Here is a 21,215-nt window from a genome sequence, read left to right as displayed (position 1 = left end):
AGTTCAATTGAACTTATTTTCAGTATATAGATTCGTTAAGAAAACGGTGCCACCTTACGTTTCTTTTAAAGAATATACTAGTTAAATTTGGTCAAAAGACCTAAGATAAAGTCTTGGACTATTTTTTCATTGGTTGGTAAAAAAGGAAGAGCTCCAATTCCTATTTTTTCAATACTTTTAAGAAAGTAGTCTACAGATGTTTTATCATTGCTTGGGAACAATACAATCGCCTTTTCAATGATGCGCTCATTTTTACTATTTAAAATGGCATCACGATATCGATGCATCGTATTCAGGTCTTCTTCTTTAGGAATAAGATCGTGACCTTTTCGGTGTACCCGATATTTGGCATCAAAAACATAGTTCACGTATTCTCCACTATTTTTTTCCAATGTCAATACTAAATCTGGTCTTTGGGTGGTCGTGTGCTTTGATCTGAATTCCTTTTGATAAAAAAGATAGATACGTTTTCCGCTCTTTGAAACGAATTCATGATGTGATGCTCCTGTATTCATGAACAGCTCATTTTGTGTTATTTTTATGCTGTTATGTGTTCTTAATGTGGCATACGCCTGAAGTAGATCGCGTATTCGTAAATAAACCCAATACTCATATAACCAAGCGGTATTTTTCAGAGATAGCGTATAAAACTCTCCATTCAATGTAATTCCTCGCATCAGCATCATATAGTACTTACACACTTCTTTATATAACGGAACTTGGCGAATACGACGATCTATCGAATAGATTGATTTAGTGCTTATCTGGTTCCAAAAAAAGTTGGAGCGAACTGTTTTTACAGCCTGCTGCATGCGATTAATCTCTTCTATCATGTTTCGTTTCACCATGGAACGATGATACTCTTCCTTTCGATTCATGACGTGTAAAAAAAGCTGCTCTAGCTTATTCTCAACAGTCGTTAACATCCATTTTACCGTTTGATTTTCAAACGTATCTACGGTATCGCTTCTACTTGTGCCAATGACTTTGTTCGGTATTACATACTTATTTCGTTTTAAGCGAACACCCCTTTTAGCAGGTACGAAATAATTAGGGTGTTTACGCAAGTATCCTATTGATAAGCTATCTGACTTTTTGAGCTGGTCTCCTCTCATAAAATCTCTCTCTTTTAAAACAGTGCGTGTTGGCTGCTTTTCTATCTGCTTAATATATTTCATAAATGGTTGAAAATGATGAGATATAAGGTGGTAAAACTCGAGCCAATTCCCGTCTTTTACTGTTAAATTCAAAGATCCTTTTAAATACGTATTACCTACCAGTTTGTAGGCCATCCCATACGTTGATTGATTAATGGATTCAACTATGGAAAGGTAATCGCTTTTATAGTCCATTTTGGTAGGAAAGATTTCAAGCGTAAAAGCTATTATTTTATCTGTTCCGCTCATAACATGAAAAGTTGTATAGCCAATTTCATTTTGTAGAAGAATTGTACTGAACAAAATTGACTGTCCGTCTCCATACACACTCCGACTTTTTTGCTTGATGCCTGTCATTTCATTTACTAAAAACAGCTCTTTTTGTCCCTTTGACACCACCATTACTTCATACTGTTCATTTTCAAAAAATAAGGGCTGGAGAGGTGAATTTTGTACATGCTCTCTCTCCTTAGGATGATACACTTCGACCTTTTCAATATCTTGCCCTGTACAAGAAAAAAACATCGACTCGCTTACTTCCTCATTAAGTGTTTCAGCTTTTCCGCTAATGGTGACGGTACAGTTTCTCATGGCAATTTTAACGAACGGTATTTGTCCAGAATGATGTATATCCAAATGCCTCATACCTTCTAATCATCTCCATTACTTTTTTCGCACTGCGAGGAAAACGCATTCGTTCCGCTTCAATAACAGCTGTTTCAATATTTTGATCAACAAATGTATTCGTACAGTAATAGTATAGTTCCTTTAATACGTCAAACGTGTATACGTCACCTCCACTAATGCGTGGAGCTATTTTTTGCAACAGCTGAAAGTCAAATGCCTGATCAAACGTAAACACGCCGCTTTTAATAGCATAAATCATATAAAAACAGATTTCGTCTCTCATTCGATAACCAACTTGACAATCGATAGGCCTTAATAATTCATTTAGAGACATTAACTCATTTGTAACCTCATTAATTAGCTCCCCATGCTCAACGTATGCATCTTTTAAATGAATATACAAGCTTTGAATCTGTGTTGTTTCGATTCCTGCTGTAACTAAAGAATCCTGTGTAAGACTTTCAAAAGAATCGAGGTGAATTGTATTAAGCTCGACGGTATTCGTCCGATCTAACACTTTTTGGCTGAATGAGTGCGTCGTTTCGTCCATATTAACCGTTCCTACAATTAATAAGTTAGGAGGGATGTACACGTCACGAAACATCCTGTGACCTGGCAACAGAGGCGCGGTTTTAATTTTACGCTCTTGCCACTTCCGGCTTTCTATTACGCTTAACACGTCGCTTAAATAATGTTCAACACGGGCTAAGTTCATCTCGTCCAATATTGCCACGTATGTATAAGTGGGATGTTGAATGGCTTGTTGCACAATTCCTAAGAAGGCTCCTTTTCGAAAATCGCCTCTGAGGTCGATGTAGCCAAGCAAATCCGATCCGTCATGCCAGTCTGGTCTGACGGGAATTAAGGCCAACCTTCCATTTTCAAACGTTGCGCCTAGACTTTCTGCTAACAGCTGTGCCAGTTTCGTTTTCCCAGTTCCGCTCATGCCTGATAAAATGATAAAGGGCTTTGTTTTTAACGACAAATAAATGTTTGTTAAGTCTTCATCTTCATACGTAAAGCCTTGTGATTTGATATATTCTTTCATATGAGTTATTACATCTTTGTCCGATAAAAGCTCTTTACTCATTCCATGCGCTTTTAAAAACTGACGATGGATTTCAATAAATAATGTGAGATCTTCATAAAGCTGACGATCACTTGCAAAGTCTTCAATGTGATAAGGCACGTATAACGCTACGTTATCTTCAAAACTCTTTGCATCACTACTTGTGCCAATCATTAATAAATGATCTTTTTTTATTCGCTCATGCTCGGGAGTAAAAAAGCGAATGTCAGCAATAGTAGGTGCATCTTCTTCTTCTCTTTTTAACACAAGGTATAGTCTCTGTCCGTCTTCACTCAGCGCATACGATATCGCAAGGCCCGTTACGCTCTTTTTGTCCACAATGTTGATATAGGGGAAAAGCGCTGTTTGCATTCCGGTTATTTTGAATTCTTCGCGGTTAACTTCAGAAAGCTTATAAAGTGAAAGTGGAATTCGTCTCGTTAGCATATTGTCGACTTCGTGAGAAAGCAAAGCATCGCTTTCTTTTGCAGAAAAATTTTCAGCAACGTATAGCAATCGTTCTCGTAAACTCATCGACTCATTCCTCCTTTTCTATACGTAAAAGCATCGCCAAAAGACCATGCTTGTTTTCTCCAGTATTTTCTTATCTTTATTATATAGTATGCGCTTTAATTAGAGAAATGTTATGAAAGCCTGTTTCCTTACAGTCTTGTAAGAAAACTGTAAGCTCGTGTAGTAGGGTGTGATTATTACCTTATTTTATAATTGAGAAACAAAAGTAATCTTCCATCCAAAGTAAACACACTCACTAATTAAATTTTAAATAGAAAATAAAGGATTAAAGGAGAGATTTAAATTGAAGTATTTTTTCCAAGCAGGCGCATGCGTCATTTTACTAGTAGGTGGTATTGTTATTTTCACTTATGCCGGCATTCAATTTCTATACGGAAAAGTAAGAGAATCAACAGCCAGAAATCACGGATAAAACCATGCTATAACAAGGAGTTTATCATGCCTCTATTTATTACTATGAATAGATAATAATCGCACTATTCTCGTTGACAACATGGTTTTGTAAACTAGATTTGTTATAATAAAATACATATAACTTATTACAAGAGACTCTTGGAGGTTTTATGTTACAAAAGTTCGGTTATTCTCAATATGAAAGTCAAGTATATGAAGCGCTTGTATCGAGCGAAGAGTCGTTGGACGCAACGGCTATCGTGCGTGCATCTCAGGTACCAAAAGCAAAAATCTATGAAGTATTAGATAAACTCATTGAAAAAGGTGTCGTGTTAAACACTCTTTCCGGTAAAAAAAAGTTTTACTCTGCGGTATCACTTGATGTCATTATTAAAAAGTTAAGCTTAGAATTTGAAGAAGATATTCGCGATTTGCAGTCTTATAAGATTAAGAAAGTTAGTCAAGATGATCACGTGTGGACACTAAAAGATGAAGCAACTATCATAGCTACAATCGATGAACTTATTCAAGATGCGTCGCATTCCATTTTGCTATCGGCTTGGAATACAACGCTTGAGCACTACCGCCCCTTGTTAGAAGAGAAAGAAAGAGAAGGAATTTCAGTTGAAATCTTAACAATTGGAGATTTGCGCACGACGTTGGAAAATACGAGCACGCTTCACCCCATGGAACACCATGAGAAGCTAGAACCATCTCAGCTCGTCATCGTGGATGAACAGTCCTTGCTGTTTGCAGGAATTGAAAACGAGACGTGGAAAGCCATTAAGACAAACTCTCAGCCCCTTGTTAAAGTATTTACCGACTTTTTTTATCATGATGTCGCTCTTACATATATCACAAAAAAATACCAAGAGCAGCTGCTGGAAGATGAAACGATTATGCGACTTCTTACTCGTCTTCGCTATTAGTAATCTCCCCAGCTCTCACGCTACTTTCTTACTCCATATAGACGTTAATTAAAAAAAGATTGCTTTTACGCAATCTTTTTTTAATTTTGCACTTGAAAGGAGCTACAATAAAGGTTACTATTACAGTTGTAACTTTTATTAAAAGGAGTTTTATTTATGAATCATAAAGTGTACATACTTGCGATTGCTTCCTTCGTTGTAGGAACTGTTGAGCTTATTTTAGGAGGCATTCTCGACCTCATCGCAAGTTCATTTCAAGTATCAATTGCAAAGGCTGGATATCTAATCTCCATTTTCTCTCTTGTCTATGCAATTTCAGCACCTGTATTGTTAAACATTACGGCAAAATTCGAACGTAAAAAAGTTTATTTATGGGCTTTATTTATCTTTTTACTAAGTAATATCGTAGCTTTAGCTAGTACGGGTTACTCCATGCTGATGGTTTCTCGCATATTAGCTGCTATGAGCGGATCGTTCATTATTGTGTTATCTACAACAATGGCATCGCGCCTTGTGAAACCTGAATATCAAGGCAGAGCACTAGGAATTGTATTTATGGGTATTAGCGCTTCGTTAGTACTTGGGATTCCGATTGGCATTTTTATTGGAAACGCGTTTGGTTGGCGTGAAGTCTTTATTTTAATTGCACTTTTAACAGCGATTATTATGGTTATCGTTGCAATTAGCATGGAACGCTTAGAACCTGCTCCAGTAGTACCGATTAAACAACAGCTTAATGCACTTCGAAATACAAAAATGCTGTCTATTCATATCGCAACCTTTTTTGTATTAGCTGGTCACTTAACGCTGTATGCTTATTTCACACCGTTTTTACAAGAAACATTTGGATTATCAAGCGGAATGGTGACGCTTGTATACGGCATTTTCGGATTAGCAGCCGTAGCAGGTGGAGGTTTTGGTGGCATTCTTTCTGATAAACTTGGAGCACCTACTGCCGTCATTGGAATTATCGGTGCCTTTTTTCTAAGCATGGTCGCTCTTCCTTTTGCCGTTAAGCTGCCTTTTATTTTATTCTTAATTGTGATGACGGTTTGGAGCGCTCTAAGCTGGGCCGTTTCACCAGCTCAGAACAACTTAATTATTCAAAGCGCCAAAGACAATCCCGATGTATTGATTAGTACAAATGTTGCCATTTCTCACTTGGGAATTGCTGCAGGATCTTACGTGGGTGGAATTATTATTAACGGCTATTCATCTCTCTTTAACGGTTGGGTTGGTTCTATTTTAGTTTTACTAGGTCTACTAGCAACCGTAATTGCTGTAACGCGCCCAAGCATTTCCACTAACTCTATTCAAAGTAAATAAGAAAACCCGCTGCTTGTAGCAGCGGGTTTTATCGTTGATAACGATGACCGTTTATTAGCCCTCCAATTAATAAAATAGCAGCGGTTAAATAAAACCAAATCATTAAGATGATAATACTCCCCAACTGACCATATATTTCAGAATAACTACCAAACTTCACGTAATACGAAAACCCAGTTGAAGCCACTTGCCAGCCTAGCGTTGCGAAGATAGCCCCTGGCAATACTTCTTTCCATGCAATTTTGGCACTCGGCACCATTTTATAGAAAAAGATAAAGAATAAAAGCAGAAAACTCGTACCGATTCCCCAACGAATAATGGTCCAGCTTGTATACCAAAAATCCGGAATTTTAACTTTTGTTACGATAAAGTGTCGTGAAATTTCCTCTATAATTGGAACGAAAAGCGACAGTGACACGATAATCATAAAGCCAAGCGTCAAAATCAAATCATTTATTAATGCATGAAGAAAAGTTTGCTTTCGCTCAATTTGATGCGCATCATTTAACGAGCGTACAAGAGACTGAATCGCCATTGAAGCAAGCCAAAACGTAGCAATTAAGCTAAAGGACAATAATTTCTTTCCGCTTTGGTTTAAAACAGACGTAACCGACCTTTCAATAATATCGTATGCACTTTCCGGCACAAACGGCTGAATAAGCACCAATAAATTATTGGTATCAATCGGAAAGAAGCTTAGCAATGAAAATAAAAAAATGATAAATGGAATAAAGGACAATAAAAAATAGTATGCTGTTTGCGCTGCTTGGTCAAAAAAACGCTCTGAAAAAAAACGTTGCAAGACCGTTTTTGATGTTTGAACTACCATTTGTATACACCTTCTTTTTGTACATGCACTTTGCTTTAGTATAATAAACTAAAATATGTTTCATTACTTATTTCTTCGTAAAGCATCTCACCCCTTTGCTTAACCAAACGAGTAAATCAGCATATAAGATCATCAGAGACTTGAAAAATGAGCTGAAATTCCTAAAATAAATATCTAAGTGTTTCGTCGTTAGCCATGAAAAATATAAATTTATTTCCCTTTTTTATCTGTTGTAAACATTTTGGTACTAAATAAGTCTTTATTATTAGACTTTGTTACGATGATGACTTTTATTAGTAGCTTACACGCATAAAAAAAGCTCATGTAGACATGAGCTTTACCATAGTGGCTCTTCTTCATCACTTAACTCGTATGAAAAAGGCATCATCATAATTGAAACAACAAATCCGAGGACGGTAACCGTCATTACATTTTGAAGAGGAAAATTAAGTACGGATAAGATAAGCCAAAGAATCAGAGGTGTAAATAAGTAGATTGACAATCTTTTTTGAGATTTTGCGGACATATATTGCTCTTCTCCACAATGTGGACACTTCATCACGTTTCGAAGCGTTAATAATTTTTTAACAGATGTTTTCCAATTCCATTTATGGTCACAGTTCTTACAGGTGGCCATTCGCATCACACTCCTATAATATAGAACACAAATTTACGTTCTTGTCTCCATTATACACTATTTTTTGATTTCCTCAAAATTAGTCAAAAAAAAGAGAAAGGCTACGTGCCTTTCTCTTGGTACTTTTATCCTACTATCTCTAAACTTTTTTTACTTTCACTTTCATGATAACAAACGCTACAACTGCTATGATAGCAGCAACTAAGAAAGGTGCTTGAGGCGCTATTGCATGACCGATTACACCTGATAATAACGGTGCAAATGCAGATTCGTAAGCTAAGCATAACCCCTAACCAAAGAAGACAAAACTAATTTGCAAGGCACTAATCGGTAAAATAAGAGGTGTATAGGCTAACACCGTAAAAAAGCCATAATAATAAAGCATTCCGGAAAGCGCACCTTGGGTAAACGGCTTACACTTATAGAGCTGAATAATATCTTTAAAGCCTGCTGCCTTTCTTAGCCTACTAGAACCAGGTTGTTTAACGATTGTTAAAACGAGAATAAATGCAATAAAAATCAAAATACTAGTTCCGATAAACGGTAGTCTCCATGAAGAGCTACCAAGTACACCACCAACAAGTGGTCCACCTGCCATTCCTAATCCGATAGCTGCTTCGTACATTCCAACCGCTTGTTTCACTTCACCTGATAGTGCAATTAACAGCGTCATAGCAGTTGCGAAGAAAAATGAATTACCTAACCCCCAGCCGGCACGGAAAATGGATAGCTGTGGAATATTATTAGACAAGCCACAAAGCGCAGCGAAAATTGTTACGATAATAAGTCCTGTAACCATCAAGCGTTTATCTCCAAATCTGGAAGCTAAAATCCCAGCTGGAATCATCATGATAGCCATCATTAATAAGTATGACGTAAATAGCATTTCAACTTGCCAGTGAGAAGCTCCTATTTGAGCCGCAATCTCTGGTAAAATTGGATCTACAACTCCTATTCCCATAAATGCTAAAAACGTAGCAAAAACCGTGATGACTTGACCAACACGGCTTTTAGAATGTTGTTGTTCCACACGCGTCACTCCTCTTGTTCCTTTCGCTTCCGAATGTCTGTAGCTCGTTTATGCATGGCCTCTAATTCCTCTTTAAATGTCATCATCTTATCGACTTTGTACATAATCATTTCCATTTGAGTATGAATCATATTTTCAATTTCCAATACATCTTGAGCTGAGACATCCTGATCTCTTTTTGCTTGTTCAATCGTTCTTTTTAACGACATAAACTCTTGAAGTTCTTGCAGGGAAAAGCCAAGTACTTCTTTTGCTTCTGCTACTTTTTTCAACTCACTTACTTCATCTTCCGTGTAGAGTCGAACATTTCCCTTTGTACGTGAAGGAGGCAAAATTAGCCCTATTTCTTCATAGTAGCGAACTGCTCGTTTTGTTAAACCTGTCATTTTTGTTACTTCATCAATTTTGTACATGTACAGTAAACCTCCAGGGATATAACATTAACGTTAACGTTAACGTAAACTTTACTTTCATAAGAATACCTAACGTTAACGTTAATGTCAACGTATTGATTTTGATTCACTTATAATTTCAAGCATATTTTCACTCTATATTTTAGATAAGTTTTGCCGTCTTTTAAGAAATTTTTAAGAATTCCTTTCACTTTTCTTTACGATTGCTCCTTAGACTAAGTGTATCACCTTAGAACAGACCGTCTATTGATTATACAAAGGAGGATACTCAAATGAAAAAGGCGACTAGGTTTCAAGATTATAACGGAGAACGCTTTCAAAAAGATTTGATTGCTGGACTCGTGGTAGGTATTGTAGCAATTCCTTTAGCTATGGCATTTGCCATTGCTTCTGGCGTTCGACCGGAATATGGTATTTATACAACGATTATTGCCGGGATCTTGGTCTCCTTATTCGGAGGATCCAGATTCCAAATCGCAGGTCCGACAGGTGCTTTTGTTCCTATTTTATTAGGAGTTGTCATGCAATATGGTTATGAGAATTTAATTATAGCTGGCTTTATGGCAGGAATTATCTTAGTTACCGTTGGACTTCTTAGGCTTGGAAAGTTTATCAAGTTCATTCCAAAACCAGTGACAATTGGTTTTACTGCCGGCATTGCAATTATTATCTTCTCAGGACAAATTGCAAACTTTTTAGGATTACACAATATAGAAAAACACGAAGCTTTTCACCTTAACATGTGGGAAATTATCACAAACCTATCTGCTGTCAATATTTATAGCATACTAATAGCTATTATTTGTTTAGTAATTGTCCTTATTGCACCGAAATTTATTCCAAAGGTTCCTGGTGCGTTGTTAGGCATTCTATTTTCCACTTTGATTGCCGTTCTTTTTTTCAAGACAAGGTTGCCACCATTGGATCAACCTATGGTCCAATCCCAAATGAACTCCCTACTTTTCAGTGGCCTGAATTAACAATTGATACCATTGTTATGCTATTACCAGCAGCACTTGTAATCGCTATGCTCGGTGGAATTGAATCGCTTCTATCAGCTATGGTAGCTGACAGTATGACAAAGACAAAACACAACAGCAACAAAGAGCTTGTGGGACAAGGAATTGCCAACATGACCACTTCCTTATTTGGAGGTATTCCTGCAACAGGAGCAATCGCTCGAACAGCAACAAATATTCGTAACGGAGGAACTTCGCCTATTTCAGGAGTTGTACACGGCCTTGTTGTACTCATCGTTTTGTTGGTATTAGCACCTTATGCATCTCATATTCCACTAGCAAGCATGGCACCTGTATTAATGGTCGTTGCTTTTAATATGAGCGAACGAAAAGAATTTGCTCATATTTTCAAAACAAAAACTGCAGACTCTGCAGTTTTAGCAATTACGTTCTTACTAACCGTATTCTTCGATTTAACAACAGGTGTTGGGGTAGGATTGCTCTTTGCCATTATTATGTTTGTTAAGCGTATGAGCCAATCGCTTCACGTTTCAAAAACAAACCATGATGAAAAATCCCAGCTTCAAATGTACACGCTAGAAGGCTCGCTCTTTTTCGGCTCGGCTGAACGATTAGAAGAAGCAACGGATAGTATCATTCAATCGAATGCAGACGTTGTTATTTTAAAAATGGAGCAGGTTTCATTTATTGACACCTCAGGCGAAAATCTACTATCAAACGTTCATCAAAGGCTTAATGAAGATAACCGAGCATTATTAATTACAGGGCTAGATGCTCAGCCAAAAGAGATGCTTCTAAAAACTGGACTGTATGATCGAATTGGACGGCAACACTTTTTCTCTCAGGCAGGTAAAGCACTTGATTACGCACAATCTTTTGTTCATACAAAACGTAAGCGAAAAGCTAATCAACCCGCATTTTCTTCTTAAATACAAAAGAGACTGAGACATAAGTAGTTCAGCCTCTACTATACCTGAACGATTGAGAGTTCATAACTTTTAATCGTTCAGGTTTTTTGGTTGATTGTGAAAACAATGTTGGAAACAGGGTGGAATGGAGCGTAGGACACTCGACTCCTGCGGGAAAGAGAGGGAAAACGGAGATCCCGCAGCGCAGCGAGGAAGCTCAGGTTCCTCCCCGCGGAAAGCGAGTGACCGTAGCGCAATGGAACGAATGTGTTGAGACAAACCAAAGAGATGGGAACAGCTAGTGTTCGTCTTTTAGAAGCAATCATTTTGTTATGTCCCAAACTCTTTTTTACTTATTGATATTCCATTAACCAATAGCGTTCAGATACAGGGCCTTCTTCAACCACTTGCACCCACCCCTTCTTCTTATAAAACAGCAGCGCTTTGTCATTTTTTGATACGCACTTCAGACGCAGTGGCGGATTCATTTTTTGAATGGTTGCATCTACTAACGCTGTTCCAACACCTTTTCTTGAATAATCGGGATGCACAAATAAGCAGTGAATAAAATTATCAGGAAGATACAAAGATACAAACCCCACAACTTTATCATCAAGCTCAGCAACTAGTAGATGTTCACCTACCATATCCCTATCAAAATCCTCAAGCTGAAAGGCTTCAGCTTTCATCCAATGAAAGTGGTGACTGCGAGGTTCCAAATAAATAAATCGCAATTTCCTTCCCCCTTAAATATTAAAGCGATATCCCGCTCCCCAAATTGTCTCTAAGTACTGAGGCTGGGCAGGGTTTTGTTCAATTTTCTCACGCACTTTTCGTACATGCACCGTAACAGTTGAAATATCTCCAGTCGAATCAAACCCCCATAAGTTTTCAAACAGTTGTTCTTTGCTAAGCACTTGGTTTGGATGAGTAATAAGAAATAATAATAAATCGAACTCTTTTGTGGTAAATGTTACTTCCTGATTATAAACGAAGACGCGACGGGCTAGCTTATCCAATTCAATATGATGAACTTTAATTAGTTTTTTTGTGTGATTGCGCTCGCTCAAGCGCTCATAGCGAGATAAATGCGCTTTTACTCTTGCTACAAGCTCTCCAGGGCTAAATGGCTTTGTGATATAATCATCCGCACCCAGCCCAAGACCTCTAATCTTATCGATTTCTTCTTTTTTAGCTGATACAAGTAGAATAGGTATATCTTTTACCGCTCGAACTCGTTTGCACACTTCAAATCCGTTTAGCTTTGGGAGCATAATATCTAAAATGATTAGGTCAAACTCTTCGTTTAAAGCTCTTTCTAAACCTTCTTCTCCGCTATGCTGCACATGTGCTTCAAACTGGTTAATTTCTAAATAATCACGCTGTAACTCTGCAATACTTGGCTCATCCTCAATTAGTAATATACGCTTCACTCTTGCTATCACCTCTATTTAGTTATTTTTCGCAAAGAAAAATAGATGCTTGTTTCTTTATGTAATGTACTTGTTGCCCAAATTGATCCACCGTGCGAGTCAATGATTTGTTTGGCAATTGCTAGCCCTAGACCACTTCCACCCGTCTGCGTATTTCTCGATTCTTCAGCTCGATAAAACTTGTTAAATATGTAAGGAAGCGCTCTCGGCTCGATACCGCACCCATTGTCTACTATTCTTACAATTACTTCACTTTCATTTTCACTGAGCACCAGTTCAATACGCTTATCCTCTTTATCCATAAATTTGATGCTATTTGTAATTAAGTTCATTATTACTCGCCGCAGCTTATCTGTATCTGCTTTTACATAAGCTCTTTTAAAAAGCGTTGTATAAAAGCGTAATAGCACTCCTTTTTCTTCTAACTCAAATTGCAGCTCCTGGTTGAGGTTCTCCATAAAATCATTAATATTCACGGTTTCAAAATGAAACGGTACTTCATGCAAATCTAGTTTAGAAAATAAAAAGAGCTCGTCAATTAAGCTATTCATATCCTTTGCTTTTGTAGAAATTGTTGATAAGTATTTTTCAAGCTTTTCAGGTGTGTTGGCTACGCCATCTTGTATCCCTTCAACATAACCAATGATTGAGGTAATCGGCGTCTTTAGGTCATGTGAGATGCTTGACAGCAGCTGCTTACGATTTTCTTCATAATGAACCTGAAGGTCAATAGATGATTGCAGCTTTTTTCTCATTTCTTCAAAAGAATTGGTTAACTCGTTTATTTCATCTTTGGAATTGTGCTTATACGGTATTGAGAAATGAACGTCTCCTTGACGAATGCGTTCAGCTGCTCGCTTTAATCTATAAATTGGCTTAATAACGCTTCTGGACACAACATAGTTAACAAAACCAATGATCACCACAAATAAAAGCAAGAGAAAAATAAATAAAAACGGAAAAACTTTATGAACAATTCCAACGTAAGGGCTAATGCTTCGTAAAACAAAAACAGTTCCTTCATCCCGATTTGGAAAGAAAAAATCTAATTTGATGTATGAATAAAACTTATTTTTAATTCGAATAATGTCTTGTTCATATGTAGCTGATTTTGTACTTTTTTCATTAAAATGCGGCAGCTCTTTGTCCACTGTTCGCTGATCTATAGAGAACGATGAGTACGTCACTTCTTCATTCTTTCTGACAATTACATCAATGCCTTCTTGCTCATAACTTTTAATTATTTGCTGATTTAAAAGTTGATTTGGGTCCTCTTGACTCAGCAGCTTTACATTTAAAAATGTCGTTTCTTCTTCCGGTGTTAAGAGCTTATATACATATGCATTGGAGTATGTTTTTTGCAGAAAGTTAGCATCCCCTGTAATTGAAAAAAACACTAAGAAGCCAAAAAGCAAAAGCAGAAGCACAAAAACTAAAACCATGCTAAGATAGGTTAATAAAAAGCGAAGTTTTAATGACATGTCCACATCCTTTCTTCTTGCCGAAAAAGAAATTATTATTAAACTATTTTGATAATTAAACCATATCACAAAAAAAATTAAGAATCTCTTAATATGGTCCTACATTACAATTATTTACATTTCATTCATGTTATTCATTCATTTTTGTATACGGAGGGTTCACACATTGCAGTTCATGAAAGCAAATTTCAGCCATATAAGCAGTATTTCAACATTATATATTGATAGTTGGAAAACCACTTATCGCGATCTAGTTCCAGACTCTTATTTAGAAAAGCTCTCCTATCAAGAAAGCGAAGAAAAGTGGAGCAATTTTTTACAGAAGGACGGGGCTTCTATTGTAGCAGCCTTCAGCGATCAGCAAACTATCGTTGCTTTTGGTGCGTATGAACAATACAGCCACTCATCACATAAAGGTGAATTGGTTGCATTATACATTTCAGAAGGCACACAAGGCCAAGGACTTGGAACCTTGTTAATGGACTTTATTAAAAGGGACCTTTATTCCTTAGGCGTCCAGTCAATCGATATTTGGGCCTTAGGAAAGAATAAGCGTGCAGTCAACTTTTACAAACGTCAAGGAGCACGGTTCGTAAAAAACCAGCCCCACGAATTTGACGGGGTATTTTTAGACGACGTTTTATACACCTATGATCTTACAAACAACAAGACGTGCCGCTCATAGCAGCACGTCTTGTTATTGAAATCGTTTAATTCGTACAAGAACTGGCTGAACGGACCACGTCCAAAATAAATTACCTTGGCTCATTATTAGTCGATCAAACCACTGTTCAAAAGTCATATGTAAGTTCACCGCTTGCTCAACCGGCTCATATTTGCTTTTAATTATGACTGAGTGCTCGCTTGCTTCTACTCTTCGGAGTAAAATCTCATTCTGATTGACAGCTCCAATAGTTATATAGTCTTCACTACATTGACTCTCCGTATCTTCCAAACGGTATAAGACAACGCTGTTTTCTACTAGATTTGACTCAAATAAGCGACAGCCGTTCGTTTCCCTTAAAAATTCTCGGTAGTCTTTTGGCATAACGCACCTATGCTTTTGTTCAAATTGATGAATTATTTCTTCTACTAAACCCTCGTAAAATGTGCACGTGGTGAAATTAACTTCTCCATTCCCTTTATACACTTCAATTACATCGTTATTTTCCCATAGCCTTTGTTTTAGTGCGTTTATTGTTTTTTTGACCATAAGATCCTCCTATTTTTGGATTGAACAAAAAAACATACATACACTAATTACACAAATGGGTTCTTAATTCCTTCTTTCACTTATAAATACAGCTACCATTAAATACTTTCTCCCTTATTTTAAAAGTAAAAATTTATTCAGAATTCAACACATCAAAACTTTTTCTTTTATGAAAATGTAGCTACAATACAACCTACAGGAAAGGAGTTACGATAATGGCAGTATCTGAAAACTTATCGATTCAGTTTGAAGATTATCCGCAGCTAACTTTTATACCGCTCGGTCGCAAAAACAAAACGGTGCGCTCATTGAGTACAAAAAAAACAAAAGCATTACTCACTCGTTTGAACGAAGCTGTTTTATTAGCTCTTCAAACATATTCCATAGATGAGCAATTGCTTCTTAATTCGTTTTTATATAATAATGCAGCTGACGGTTTTCCTATTCCAATTGACCGAATGGAAACAATTTATCCACACCTTTGGAAACCACAGTCGCTTCTAATGAAGAAATTGAGCTGTCACTACCCTACTTTTCTAAATGGAACGTTGAATCACATACTGCACTGTTTCAAACAATGGAAGCTTATGTTGCCTTATTAAATGAAAGTGGCATACATCAGCAGCTTGATGGATTTTCATCTATGTACAAACAGGAATTAAATCAGATTCAAAAAGAACCAGTAGAAGTACCGATAATGGTCCAAAAGAAACCACTTTCTTCTCTGTCTTTTTATAAGCTTCTAGAATTGATAGAGCTACTACAGGATTCTCAAACACAAGAAGTTTATTTCCAAGTAGTTGAAGGTCAATCAACAAACAGTATGCGCCAAAAAGGCTTAACAAACTTACACGCACACGGCCTCTTGAACAACGTGAAGCGAAAGCATATTATAACGGTATTTGACCAACTTCAACATTTAAATCTTATGCCAAAGAATAGCCGAGGCTTTACGCTGACTCCTAAAGGTCGTCGAATTTATCAACTGTTAACAGCTAAACATGCTTCTGCTAGCTAACCGATTCGGTTCAGCTAGCATTTTTTCTAGCAATTACTCTATTATGTTCGAAAATGTCCTCATATTTCCTTTCCATTCCTCATAAACTAGTTACTAGATTCAGAAGCGGTCTTGAAGGGAGTAAGCGATATTGAAATCTAGTAACGATAACCGTGCTAACTTTTTTGTTCTCACATATAGAATGATTATGGTCATTATATGCGTTGTTGTCCTCATTTCTTCAGCAGTCTTTGTAGTAAGCTACTCCGCATTCAAAGAGCAGTTTCATTCATCGATTGTGTATCAGACGTTATCAAAACATAAAGCAGAAACTCTATATTATTTAATGAGCCAAGAAAATCAGCATTTTAAGAAAGCGTTTGACGATAATTTTTCTACGCCTTCTTTATCTTCCACTCTACTAGAACTTTCCACTAGCATACGAACACAAGATGCGAGAAGCTTATTTGGATCTGAAATTCCAGGTTTTAGCATTTTCGACTCGAATTTAATTATTGCGGGTGAAGGAACTAATTTTACAAACTTTCCAAAAGAATCAGCTCCTCCAATCGAAGAAGTGTTAAAGGAAAGAGAAGTAGATAAGGAAGAAGTTGAACAACCTTCTACGGAAAAGGAAAAAGAGCAAGAAGAAAAGCCTCCAGCTAACACAACAAATGGACGAAAAGTCGTCTATATCTACCATACGCACAGCTGGGAGTCCTATTTGCCTTTACTAGGTTTAGAAGGCGATGGTAATGCTGATAAAGCAGCTGATAGTAAAACTAATATTAGCATGGTCGGAGAAATGCTCGGGAGAGAATTAGAATCACAAGGTATTGGTGCTGAAGTCGACACAACAAATATTGGCGCAAAGCTAAATGAAAAGGGTTGGAAAACACCGCGCTCTTATGCGATGTCTCGTACTATCGTACAAGAAGCCATGGCACAGAATAAAGATTTAACCTACCTTATTGACCTGCATCGAGATTCCCTTCGTAAAAAAGATACAACGATTCAAATTAATGACAAGTCGTATGCACGCGTCATGTTTGTATTGGGAAAAGAAAATCAAAACTTTGAGCAAAACTTAAAGCTTTCAAAAGCGCTTCATGAAGGGTTAGAAAAGAAGTATCCTGGATTAAGTCGTGGTGTACTCGGTAAAAGCAAAGCGAGCGGAAATGGAGTTTACAACCAAGATTTATCCACTAATGCTATTCTCATTGAAATGGGTGGCGTTGATAACAATATGGAAGAATTAACGAATACCGTAAAAGCGCTAGCAGATGTTCTCAGTGAATTTTACTGGGATGCTGAAAAGGTTAACGGAAATGAATCATAAGAAAAAGCTGCCAAGAGGCAGCTTTTTCTTATGATGTAGCGGGTAGTTGAATACTAACAACGGTCCCTTCATAATCATTTGCAATACTCATAAAGCCTTGATGCTCTTTAATAATGCTTTGACAAATAGAAAGACCTAACCCTACCCCTTCATCTTTCGTTGAAAAAAAGGGATCTCCAATTTTATTAATAATCGACAACGGAATACCAGGACCGCTATCTTTTATAAACAAACAGACCGTATCCTCTTTGTTTTGAACGTAAACTGCTATTTTCCCATTATGACCAATCGCTTCAATAGCATTTTTTATAATATTTAAAAACACCTGCTTTATCTGTGAAGCATCAAGCCATAACTTCGGCACGTAGTCGTCCGTTTCCAAGCAGATAGAAATATTATGTAGGTTCGCTTCGCTTTGCAATACGCCAATTGTTGCTTGCATAACGTCAGTAATGGAAGTTAGTGTTTTTTTAGGCGCAGTGGGCTGCGTGACTAGTAAAAAGTCACTGATAAGCTCATTCATTCTATTTAATTCTGTTAACACAAGATCTTTAATATGACTACTGGTTTGGTTGTGCTCTTCAAACAGAAATTGGATAAAGCCTTTTACTGACTGCATAGGATTTCTAATTTCATGAGCTAAACCAGCGGCAAGTTGACCTACAAGCGCTAACTTATCTAAATGCTGTATTTTCTCTTCAAACTCTGGAATAATTACCTGCTGCTGTTGAGAAATGATGGTACCTAATACGTTTGCTAAGCGCTTAATTGATGAAACTTCTTGTTCTGTAAAAGTCTGTGGATTGGGATCTACTACGCATAGAGTTCCAAAGAGTTTACCATTTTCTAATACAATTGGTGCACCTAAGTAAGAGCCAACATCCGCATCATAAATAGCCTGCAGATGTTTTGTTCGAACATCGCACTTCGTATCAGAAATGACAAGTGACTCTTCACACGTTACCAAATTACAAATCGAAAGCTCAATTGGTAACGTTAATCCCTCATGGAGTAGACTTCCACCTTCGCTATTTACAATTTTCATAATTGAAAACACGTCATCAAGCGTGCCGATAAAAACCGTGCGACTTTTAATGAGGTCAATGGCTATTTGAAGTATATCTGTCAGCGCATCTTTATTGAAAACTTTATTCACTGTAATCACCCGTAGCTTTGGATTCTTTTACATTTATTATAAGGTTTTTACTGCTTCAGGTACACTATCTTTAGTCGCTTTTTTCAGAAAAACCCTTCAAAGTCACATGGGCATAGTAGCCAACTTACTTAATCTTCTTATTCAAACCAGCGGATAGCTTCTCTTACCCCAACCACATCTCCTATAAGGACAATTGCAGGATGCGCTACTTTCGCTGTCTCTGCAATCGTTACGATATCTTCTAACGTTCCTGTTACCGTTCGCTGCTTTTCTGTTGTGCCCCATTCAATAAGCGCTACCTGCGTATGTGGATTACGTCCATGCTTAATGAGCTGCTCACAAATATACGGCAGATTACCAACCCCCATATAAAACGCAATCGTATCAATACCCGTTGCAAGCGCTGGCCAGTTTAGGAAGTCTTGTCCTTTTTCTTCTCGACCGTGTCCTGTTACAATTGCAAACGATGTAGCATGATCGCGATGAGTCACAGGAATTCCAGCATAAGCAGGTGCTGCAATTCCTGATGTAATCCCAGGTACTACTTCAAAAGGAATACCATGCTGAACAAGAAACTGTGCTTCTTCTGCTCCGCGTCCAAATACAAACGGATCTCCTCCTTTTAAACGAGTGACCGTTTTTCCAGCAAGGGCATGTTCTACTAATAAGCTATGAATTTTATCTTGAATAACCCCATGCTTTCCCGGCAGCTTCCCACAAAAAATTAGCTCTGCATCCGCTTTTGCATATTCTAATAATTTTTCGTTAGCCAGTCGATCATATAAAATAACATCTGATTGTTGAATGCATTCAACGCCATAAACCGTAATTAATTTCGGGTCTCCAGGTCCCGCTCCCACAAGAAATACTTTCCCAGCTGTCATAGTGAATCGCTTCTTTCTCTTTTAAATTTTTCACATTTGTTTATCCAGTTTTCAACAAGCTCCGTTGATGATCCGAAATGAAAGTGCGTATAGCCTGCAACAAGATTCTCTTTTAAATAGCCTTCATCTTTTACCCCTACCATACTTGTTGTCTGATAAGCGTGTGGAAGCTTTTGGGCTGAATGAAAAGTTGAGTAATGAAACTCATGCCCTCTTGCTTTTACGCCGCCTTCTAATAAAAAGTTGCCTTTAGCACCTTCAATTTCTCTGTAACCAAGCGCAGCAAGCTGCGTTTGCATATGTGCCTCTCCAGGAATGATGCCAACCATTTCAAACTTTTCTTTATCTGTCGTGACGATTGCTTCGGTTAAATACATAAACCCTCCGCACTCTGCTAACGTCGGTGTTCCACGATGAATTGCTTGCTTAATAGACTCTTTCACTTCGTTTTTATCAGCTAACTCTGCTGCAAACTCTTCAGGAAACCCTCCTCCAATATAAAGACCATCTATATTACTAGGAACCTCTTCACCTTGCAATGGTGAAAAATAAACAAGTTCCGCACCTTTTGCTTTTAATAACTGTAGATTTTCTTCATAATAAAAATTGAAGGCTGCATCTCTTGCAACAGCAATTTTCACTTTAAAAGGTATTTGAGGCGAAAAGATAGCAGTATAACCTTTAAGAGTGGGCGCCTTAGAAAGCTCATAAATTTTTTCTACATCAATCGTTTTTAAAATGGCTTGACTTAACTCATGAAAAAAGGGTTGCAAGTCACCACGTTCTATTGAAGGGATAAGGCCCAAATGTCGTTCCGGCATAGAGAACTGTTTGTATCTTGGCAAGTAGCCTACAACTGGAATTCCGCACTCCTTCTGAACCGCTGCTTGAATTAGTTGAAAATGCCCTTGACTGCCGACTCGATTTGCAATAACGCCTACGATGTTGACTTCTTCTGAAAGAAGCTGAAAGCCTTTCACAATTGCAGCAGCACTTCTTGCCATTCCAGAGCAGTCAACAACTAAAATGACGGGGCTGTTTGTTAAAATACTAAGCTCAGCGGTGCTTCCATGATTGCTGGTGGGTGCTTTTCCATCATAAAAGCCCATCACTCCTTCTATAACTGATATATCAGCTCCATCCCTCGCATGATTCATAATTGCTGCTATCATCTTTTCCTCAAGCATCCAGCTATCAATGTTCCTTGAAACCCTTCCCGTAACAGCTGTATGATACGTTGGATCTATGTAGTCTGGTCCGCACTTGAAGCCCTGTACAACATAGCCTTCTTGACGGAGTGCTCCCATCAATCCAATTGTAAGAGTCGTTTTGCCTACTCCGCTTTCAATTCCTGCAATGACTATTCTTCGATTAGACATGCAATCTCCTTTCTTCTTGCTTATGTAATGTGCAATATCCTACTATACCTATCGTGATAATCCTTCACATAGTAGCTTATATTACTGAATTTTTCAACTCCTTTTAACGGAATATAAAAAGCTGCAGGCGCTTAGAATGTCTAAACGACTGCAGCTTTTTTACCTTTATTATCCTTATACTGCTGACAACCTTAGTCTAGCATCATTAAAATAAACAACTTCCGAGTTTGATGCATTAAAATCGTTCCTGTATAGTAGAGGCTGAACTACTTATGTCTCAGCCTCATCTATTAAGAAATACTCTTTAGCTGATCAGTTAGTTTAAAGAAATCTTCTTTGCTTTTCTTTTCTAATGACTGGTCGATTTCTTTTTTCAATTTCGCTTTTTGAAAGTCTGCAATAACTTTATCTAAGAACATTTCGGCAATTAGGGAATCTAACACTTTCACATTCGATTTCGGCGACGAATTCAGCAAATTTTTCTTCATAAGAAATCAACTC

Annotated in this window: 20 protein-coding genes and 2 pseudogenes; 8 read left to right on the top strand and 14 right to left on the bottom strand. The window is 37.5% G+C overall.

Going from position 1 to position 21,215, the window contains the following annotated elements; all coding sequences use genetic code 11:
- Window positions 1–77: 77 nt before the first annotated feature.
- Together MKZ18_RS10135 and MKZ18_RS10130 are read right to left on the bottom strand one after the other, a co-directional pair.
- Entirely contained in the window at window positions 78–1,793 is a 1,716-nt protein-coding gene (locus MKZ18_RS10135) for a DUF2357 domain-containing protein (RefSeq protein ID WP_340842536.1), read from the bottom strand.
- Window positions 1,756–3,387 carry an McrB family protein gene (locus MKZ18_RS10130; RefSeq protein ID WP_061784649.1) on the bottom strand — a complete coding sequence of 544 codons (1,632 nt, stop codon included), beginning with the start codon at window positions 3,385–3,387 and terminating at the stop codon, window positions 1,756–1,758. The genes MKZ18_RS10135 and MKZ18_RS10130 overlap by 38 nt, the downstream gene beginning before the upstream one ends.
- Window positions 3,388–3,670: 283 nt before the next feature.
- On the opposite strand from MKZ18_RS10130, the gene MKZ18_RS10125 reads away from it, so the two are divergent.
- The 3 genes from MKZ18_RS10125 (at window position 3,671) to MKZ18_RS10115 (ending at window position 6,035) form a co-directional block, all read left to right on the top strand.
- Complete coding sequence (locus MKZ18_RS10125; protein WP_257788883.1) at window positions 3,671–3,799, top strand: hypothetical protein; 129 nt, start codon at window positions 3,671–3,673, stop codon at window positions 3,797–3,799.
- 151 nt (window positions 3,800–3,950) lie between these two features.
- Window positions 3,951–4,709, top strand: a complete 759-nt coding sequence (locus MKZ18_RS10120; protein ID WP_025911150.1) for a TrmB family transcriptional regulator — start codon at window positions 3,951–3,953, stop codon at window positions 4,707–4,709.
- A gap of 156 nt (window positions 4,710–4,865) precedes the next feature.
- Entirely contained in the window at window positions 4,866–6,035 is a 1,170-nt protein-coding gene (locus MKZ18_RS10115; protein WP_144594393.1) for an MFS transporter, read from the top strand.
- A 28-nt stretch (window positions 6,036–6,063) separates the two neighbouring features.
- Here the strand turns inward: MKZ18_RS10115 and MKZ18_RS10110 are convergent, their stop codons facing one another.
- The 4 genes and pseudogenes from MKZ18_RS10110 to MKZ18_RS10095 all read right to left on the bottom strand — a co-directional run bounded on the left by MKZ18_RS10110 (window position 6,064) and on the right by MKZ18_RS10095 (window position 8,944).
- Window positions 6,064–6,864, bottom strand: coding sequence for a YihY/virulence factor BrkB family protein (locus MKZ18_RS10110; protein ID WP_025911152.1), 801 nt, complete (start codon window positions 6,862–6,864; stop codon window positions 6,064–6,066).
- Window positions 6,865–7,201: 337 nt separating this feature from the next.
- Window positions 7,202–7,501 carry a TIGR04104 family putative zinc finger protein gene (locus tag MKZ18_RS10105; RefSeq protein ID WP_025911153.1) on the bottom strand — a complete coding sequence of 100 codons (300 nt, stop codon included), beginning with the start codon at window positions 7,499–7,501 and terminating at the stop codon, window positions 7,202–7,204.
- A 139-nt stretch (window positions 7,502–7,640) separates the two neighbouring features.
- Window positions 7,641–8,531: pseudogene (locus MKZ18_RS10100) on the bottom strand (MFS transporter).
- A 5-nt stretch (window positions 8,532–8,536) separates the two neighbouring features.
- Window positions 8,537–8,944 (bottom strand): MerR family transcriptional regulator, encoded by a 408-nt coding sequence (locus MKZ18_RS10095; protein WP_078989783.1) that lies wholly within the window; start codon window positions 8,942–8,944, stop codon window positions 8,537–8,539.
- 272 nt (window positions 8,945–9,216) lie between these two features.
- Here MKZ18_RS10095 and MKZ18_RS10090 point away from each other — a divergent pair.
- Window positions 9,217–10,853, top strand: a pseudogene (locus MKZ18_RS10090) (SulP family inorganic anion transporter).
- 332 nt (window positions 10,854–11,185) lie between these two features.
- Here MKZ18_RS10090 and MKZ18_RS10085 read toward each other — a convergent pair.
- From MKZ18_RS10085 to MKZ18_RS10075, 3 genes are read right to left on the bottom strand one after another with little or no spacing between them, the layout of a single operon-like run.
- Window positions 11,186–11,566 (bottom strand): GNAT family N-acetyltransferase, encoded by a 381-nt coding sequence (locus MKZ18_RS10085; protein WP_260864981.1) that lies wholly within the window; start codon window positions 11,564–11,566, stop codon window positions 11,186–11,188.
- Between the two features lie 12 nt (window positions 11,567–11,578).
- Window positions 11,579–12,265: a response regulator transcription factor gene (locus tag MKZ18_RS10080; RefSeq protein ID WP_035321211.1), complete on the bottom strand. Its 687-nt coding sequence runs from the start codon at window positions 12,263–12,265 to the stop codon at window positions 11,579–11,581.
- A 14-nt stretch (window positions 12,266–12,279) separates the two neighbouring features.
- The gene (locus tag MKZ18_RS10075) at window positions 12,280–13,746 is read right to left on the bottom strand and encodes a sensor histidine kinase (protein ID WP_078989784.1); all 1,467 of its coding nucleotides are present in this window, start codon (window positions 13,744–13,746) and stop codon (window positions 12,280–12,282) included.
- 175 nt (window positions 13,747–13,921) lie between these two features.
- Here MKZ18_RS10075 and MKZ18_RS10070 point away from each other — a divergent pair, with 175 nt between their 5' ends.
- The gene (locus MKZ18_RS10070) at window positions 13,922–14,431 is read left to right on the top strand and encodes a GNAT family N-acetyltransferase (protein ID WP_224840202.1); all 510 of its coding nucleotides are present in this window, start codon (window positions 13,922–13,924) and stop codon (window positions 14,429–14,431) included.
- 12 nt (window positions 14,432–14,443) lie between these two features.
- On the opposite strand, the gene MKZ18_RS10065 is transcribed toward MKZ18_RS10070, so the two are convergent.
- On the bottom strand, window positions 14,444–14,959 hold the full coding sequence (locus MKZ18_RS10065) for an SMI1/KNR4 family protein (RefSeq protein WP_025911166.1): 516 nt from the start codon (window positions 14,957–14,959) through the stop codon (window positions 14,444–14,446).
- Window positions 14,960–15,174: 215 nt separating this feature from the next.
- Here MKZ18_RS10065 and MKZ18_RS10060 point away from each other — a divergent pair, with 215 nt between their 5' ends.
- The 3 genes from MKZ18_RS10060 (at window position 15,175) to spoIIP (ending at window position 17,295) form a co-directional block, all read left to right on the top strand.
- Window positions 15,175–15,561 carry a hypothetical protein gene (locus MKZ18_RS10060; RefSeq protein ID WP_225002472.1) on the top strand — a complete coding sequence of 129 codons (387 nt, stop codon included), beginning with the start codon at window positions 15,175–15,177 and terminating at the stop codon, window positions 15,559–15,561.
- Between the two features lie 41 nt (window positions 15,562–15,602).
- The gene (locus tag MKZ18_RS10055) at window positions 15,603–15,977 is read left to right on the top strand and encodes an RQC domain-containing protein (RefSeq protein ID WP_340842537.1); all 375 of its coding nucleotides are present in this window, start codon (window positions 15,603–15,605) and stop codon (window positions 15,975–15,977) included.
- 130 nt (window positions 15,978–16,107) lie between these two features.
- Window positions 16,108–17,295: a stage II sporulation protein P gene (spoIIP, locus tag MKZ18_RS10050; RefSeq protein WP_025911171.1), complete on the top strand. Its 1,188-nt coding sequence runs from the start codon at window positions 16,108–16,110 to the stop codon at window positions 17,293–17,295.
- 28 nt (window positions 17,296–17,323) lie between these two features.
- On the opposite strand, the gene MKZ18_RS10045 is transcribed toward spoIIP, so the two are convergent.
- The 4 genes from MKZ18_RS10045 to MKZ18_RS10030 all read right to left on the bottom strand — a co-directional run bounded on the left by MKZ18_RS10045 (window position 17,324) and on the right by MKZ18_RS10030 (window position 21,202).
- Entirely contained in the window at window positions 17,324–18,451 is a 1,128-nt protein-coding gene (locus MKZ18_RS10045; protein WP_025911173.1) for a GAF domain-containing sensor histidine kinase, read from the bottom strand.
- A gap of 137 nt (window positions 18,452–18,588) precedes the next feature.
- Window positions 18,589–19,335 (bottom strand): uroporphyrinogen-III C-methyltransferase, encoded by a 747-nt coding sequence (cobA, locus tag MKZ18_RS10040; RefSeq protein ID WP_035321217.1) that lies wholly within the window; start codon window positions 19,333–19,335, stop codon window positions 18,589–18,591.
- On the bottom strand, window positions 19,332–20,714 hold the full coding sequence (locus tag MKZ18_RS10035) for a cobyrinate a,c-diamide synthase (protein WP_144594091.1): 1,383 nt from the start codon (window positions 20,712–20,714) through the stop codon (window positions 19,332–19,334). The genes cobA and MKZ18_RS10035 overlap by 4 nt, the downstream gene beginning before the upstream one ends.
- 290 nt (window positions 20,715–21,004) lie before the next feature.
- Window positions 21,005–21,202 (bottom strand): IDEAL domain-containing protein, encoded by a 198-nt coding sequence (locus tag MKZ18_RS10030; RefSeq protein ID WP_025911177.1) that lies wholly within the window; start codon window positions 21,200–21,202, stop codon window positions 21,005–21,007.
- Between the last annotated feature and the right edge of the window lie 13 nt (window positions 21,203–21,215).

Origin of the sequence: Priestia sp. FSL W8-0001, from assembly GCF_038050335.1 — a bacterium.
Classification (GTDB): domain Bacteria; phylum Bacillota; class Bacilli; order Bacillales; family Bacillaceae_H; genus Priestia; species Priestia flexa.
The sequence above is the reverse complement of the archived record's forward strand: the minus strand, read 5'-3'. Positions and strand labels throughout refer to the sequence as shown.

What these genes read in the sequence shown, in the direction of transcription:
- MKZ18_RS10060 (WP_225002472.1), top strand. Translation starts at nt 15,175, where the DNA reads ATGGCAGTATCTGAAAACTTATCGATTCAGTTTGAAGATTATCCGCAG.
- MKZ18_RS10095 (WP_078989783.1), bottom strand. Translation starts at nt 8,944, where the DNA reads ATGTACAAAATTGATGAAGTAACAAAAATGACAGGTTTAACAAAACGA.
- MKZ18_RS10130 (WP_061784649.1), bottom strand. Translation starts at nt 3,387, where the DNA reads ATGAGTTTACGAGAACGATTGCTATACGTTGCTGAAAATTTTTCTGCA.
- MKZ18_RS10075 (WP_078989784.1), bottom strand. Translation starts at nt 13,746, where the DNA reads ATGTCATTAAAACTTCGCTTTTTATTAACCTATCTTAGCATGGTTTTA.
- MKZ18_RS10035 (WP_144594091.1), bottom strand. Translation starts at nt 20,714, where the DNA reads ATGTCTAATCGAAGAATAGTCATTGCAGGAATTGAAAGCGGAGTAGGC.
- MKZ18_RS10065 (WP_025911166.1), bottom strand. Translation starts at nt 14,959, where the DNA reads ATGGTCAAAAAAACAATAAACGCACTAAAACAAAGGCTATGGGAAAAT.
- MKZ18_RS10115 (WP_144594393.1), top strand. Translation starts at nt 4,866, where the DNA reads ATGAATCATAAAGTGTACATACTTGCGATTGCTTCCTTCGTTGTAGGA.
- MKZ18_RS10120 (WP_025911150.1), top strand. Translation starts at nt 3,951, where the DNA reads ATGTTACAAAAGTTCGGTTATTCTCAATATGAAAGTCAAGTATATGAA.
- MKZ18_RS10030 (WP_025911177.1), bottom strand. Translation starts at nt 21,202, where the DNA reads ATGAAGAAAAATTTGCTGAATTCGTCGCCGAAATCGAATGTGAAAGTG.
- MKZ18_RS10055 (WP_340842537.1), top strand. Translation starts at nt 15,603, where the DNA reads ATGTACAAACAGGAATTAAATCAGATTCAAAAAGAACCAGTAGAAGTA.
- MKZ18_RS10110 (WP_025911152.1), bottom strand. Translation starts at nt 6,864, where the DNA reads ATGGTAGTTCAAACATCAAAAACGGTCTTGCAACGTTTTTTTTCAGAG.
- MKZ18_RS10070 (WP_224840202.1), top strand. Translation starts at nt 13,922, where the DNA reads ATGAAAGCAAATTTCAGCCATATAAGCAGTATTTCAACATTATATATT.
- cobA (WP_035321217.1), bottom strand. Translation starts at nt 19,335, where the DNA reads ATGACAGCTGGGAAAGTATTTCTTGTGGGAGCGGGACCTGGAGACCCG.
- MKZ18_RS10105 (WP_025911153.1), bottom strand. Translation starts at nt 7,501, where the DNA reads ATGGCCACCTGTAAGAACTGTGACCATAAATGGAATTGGAAAACATCT.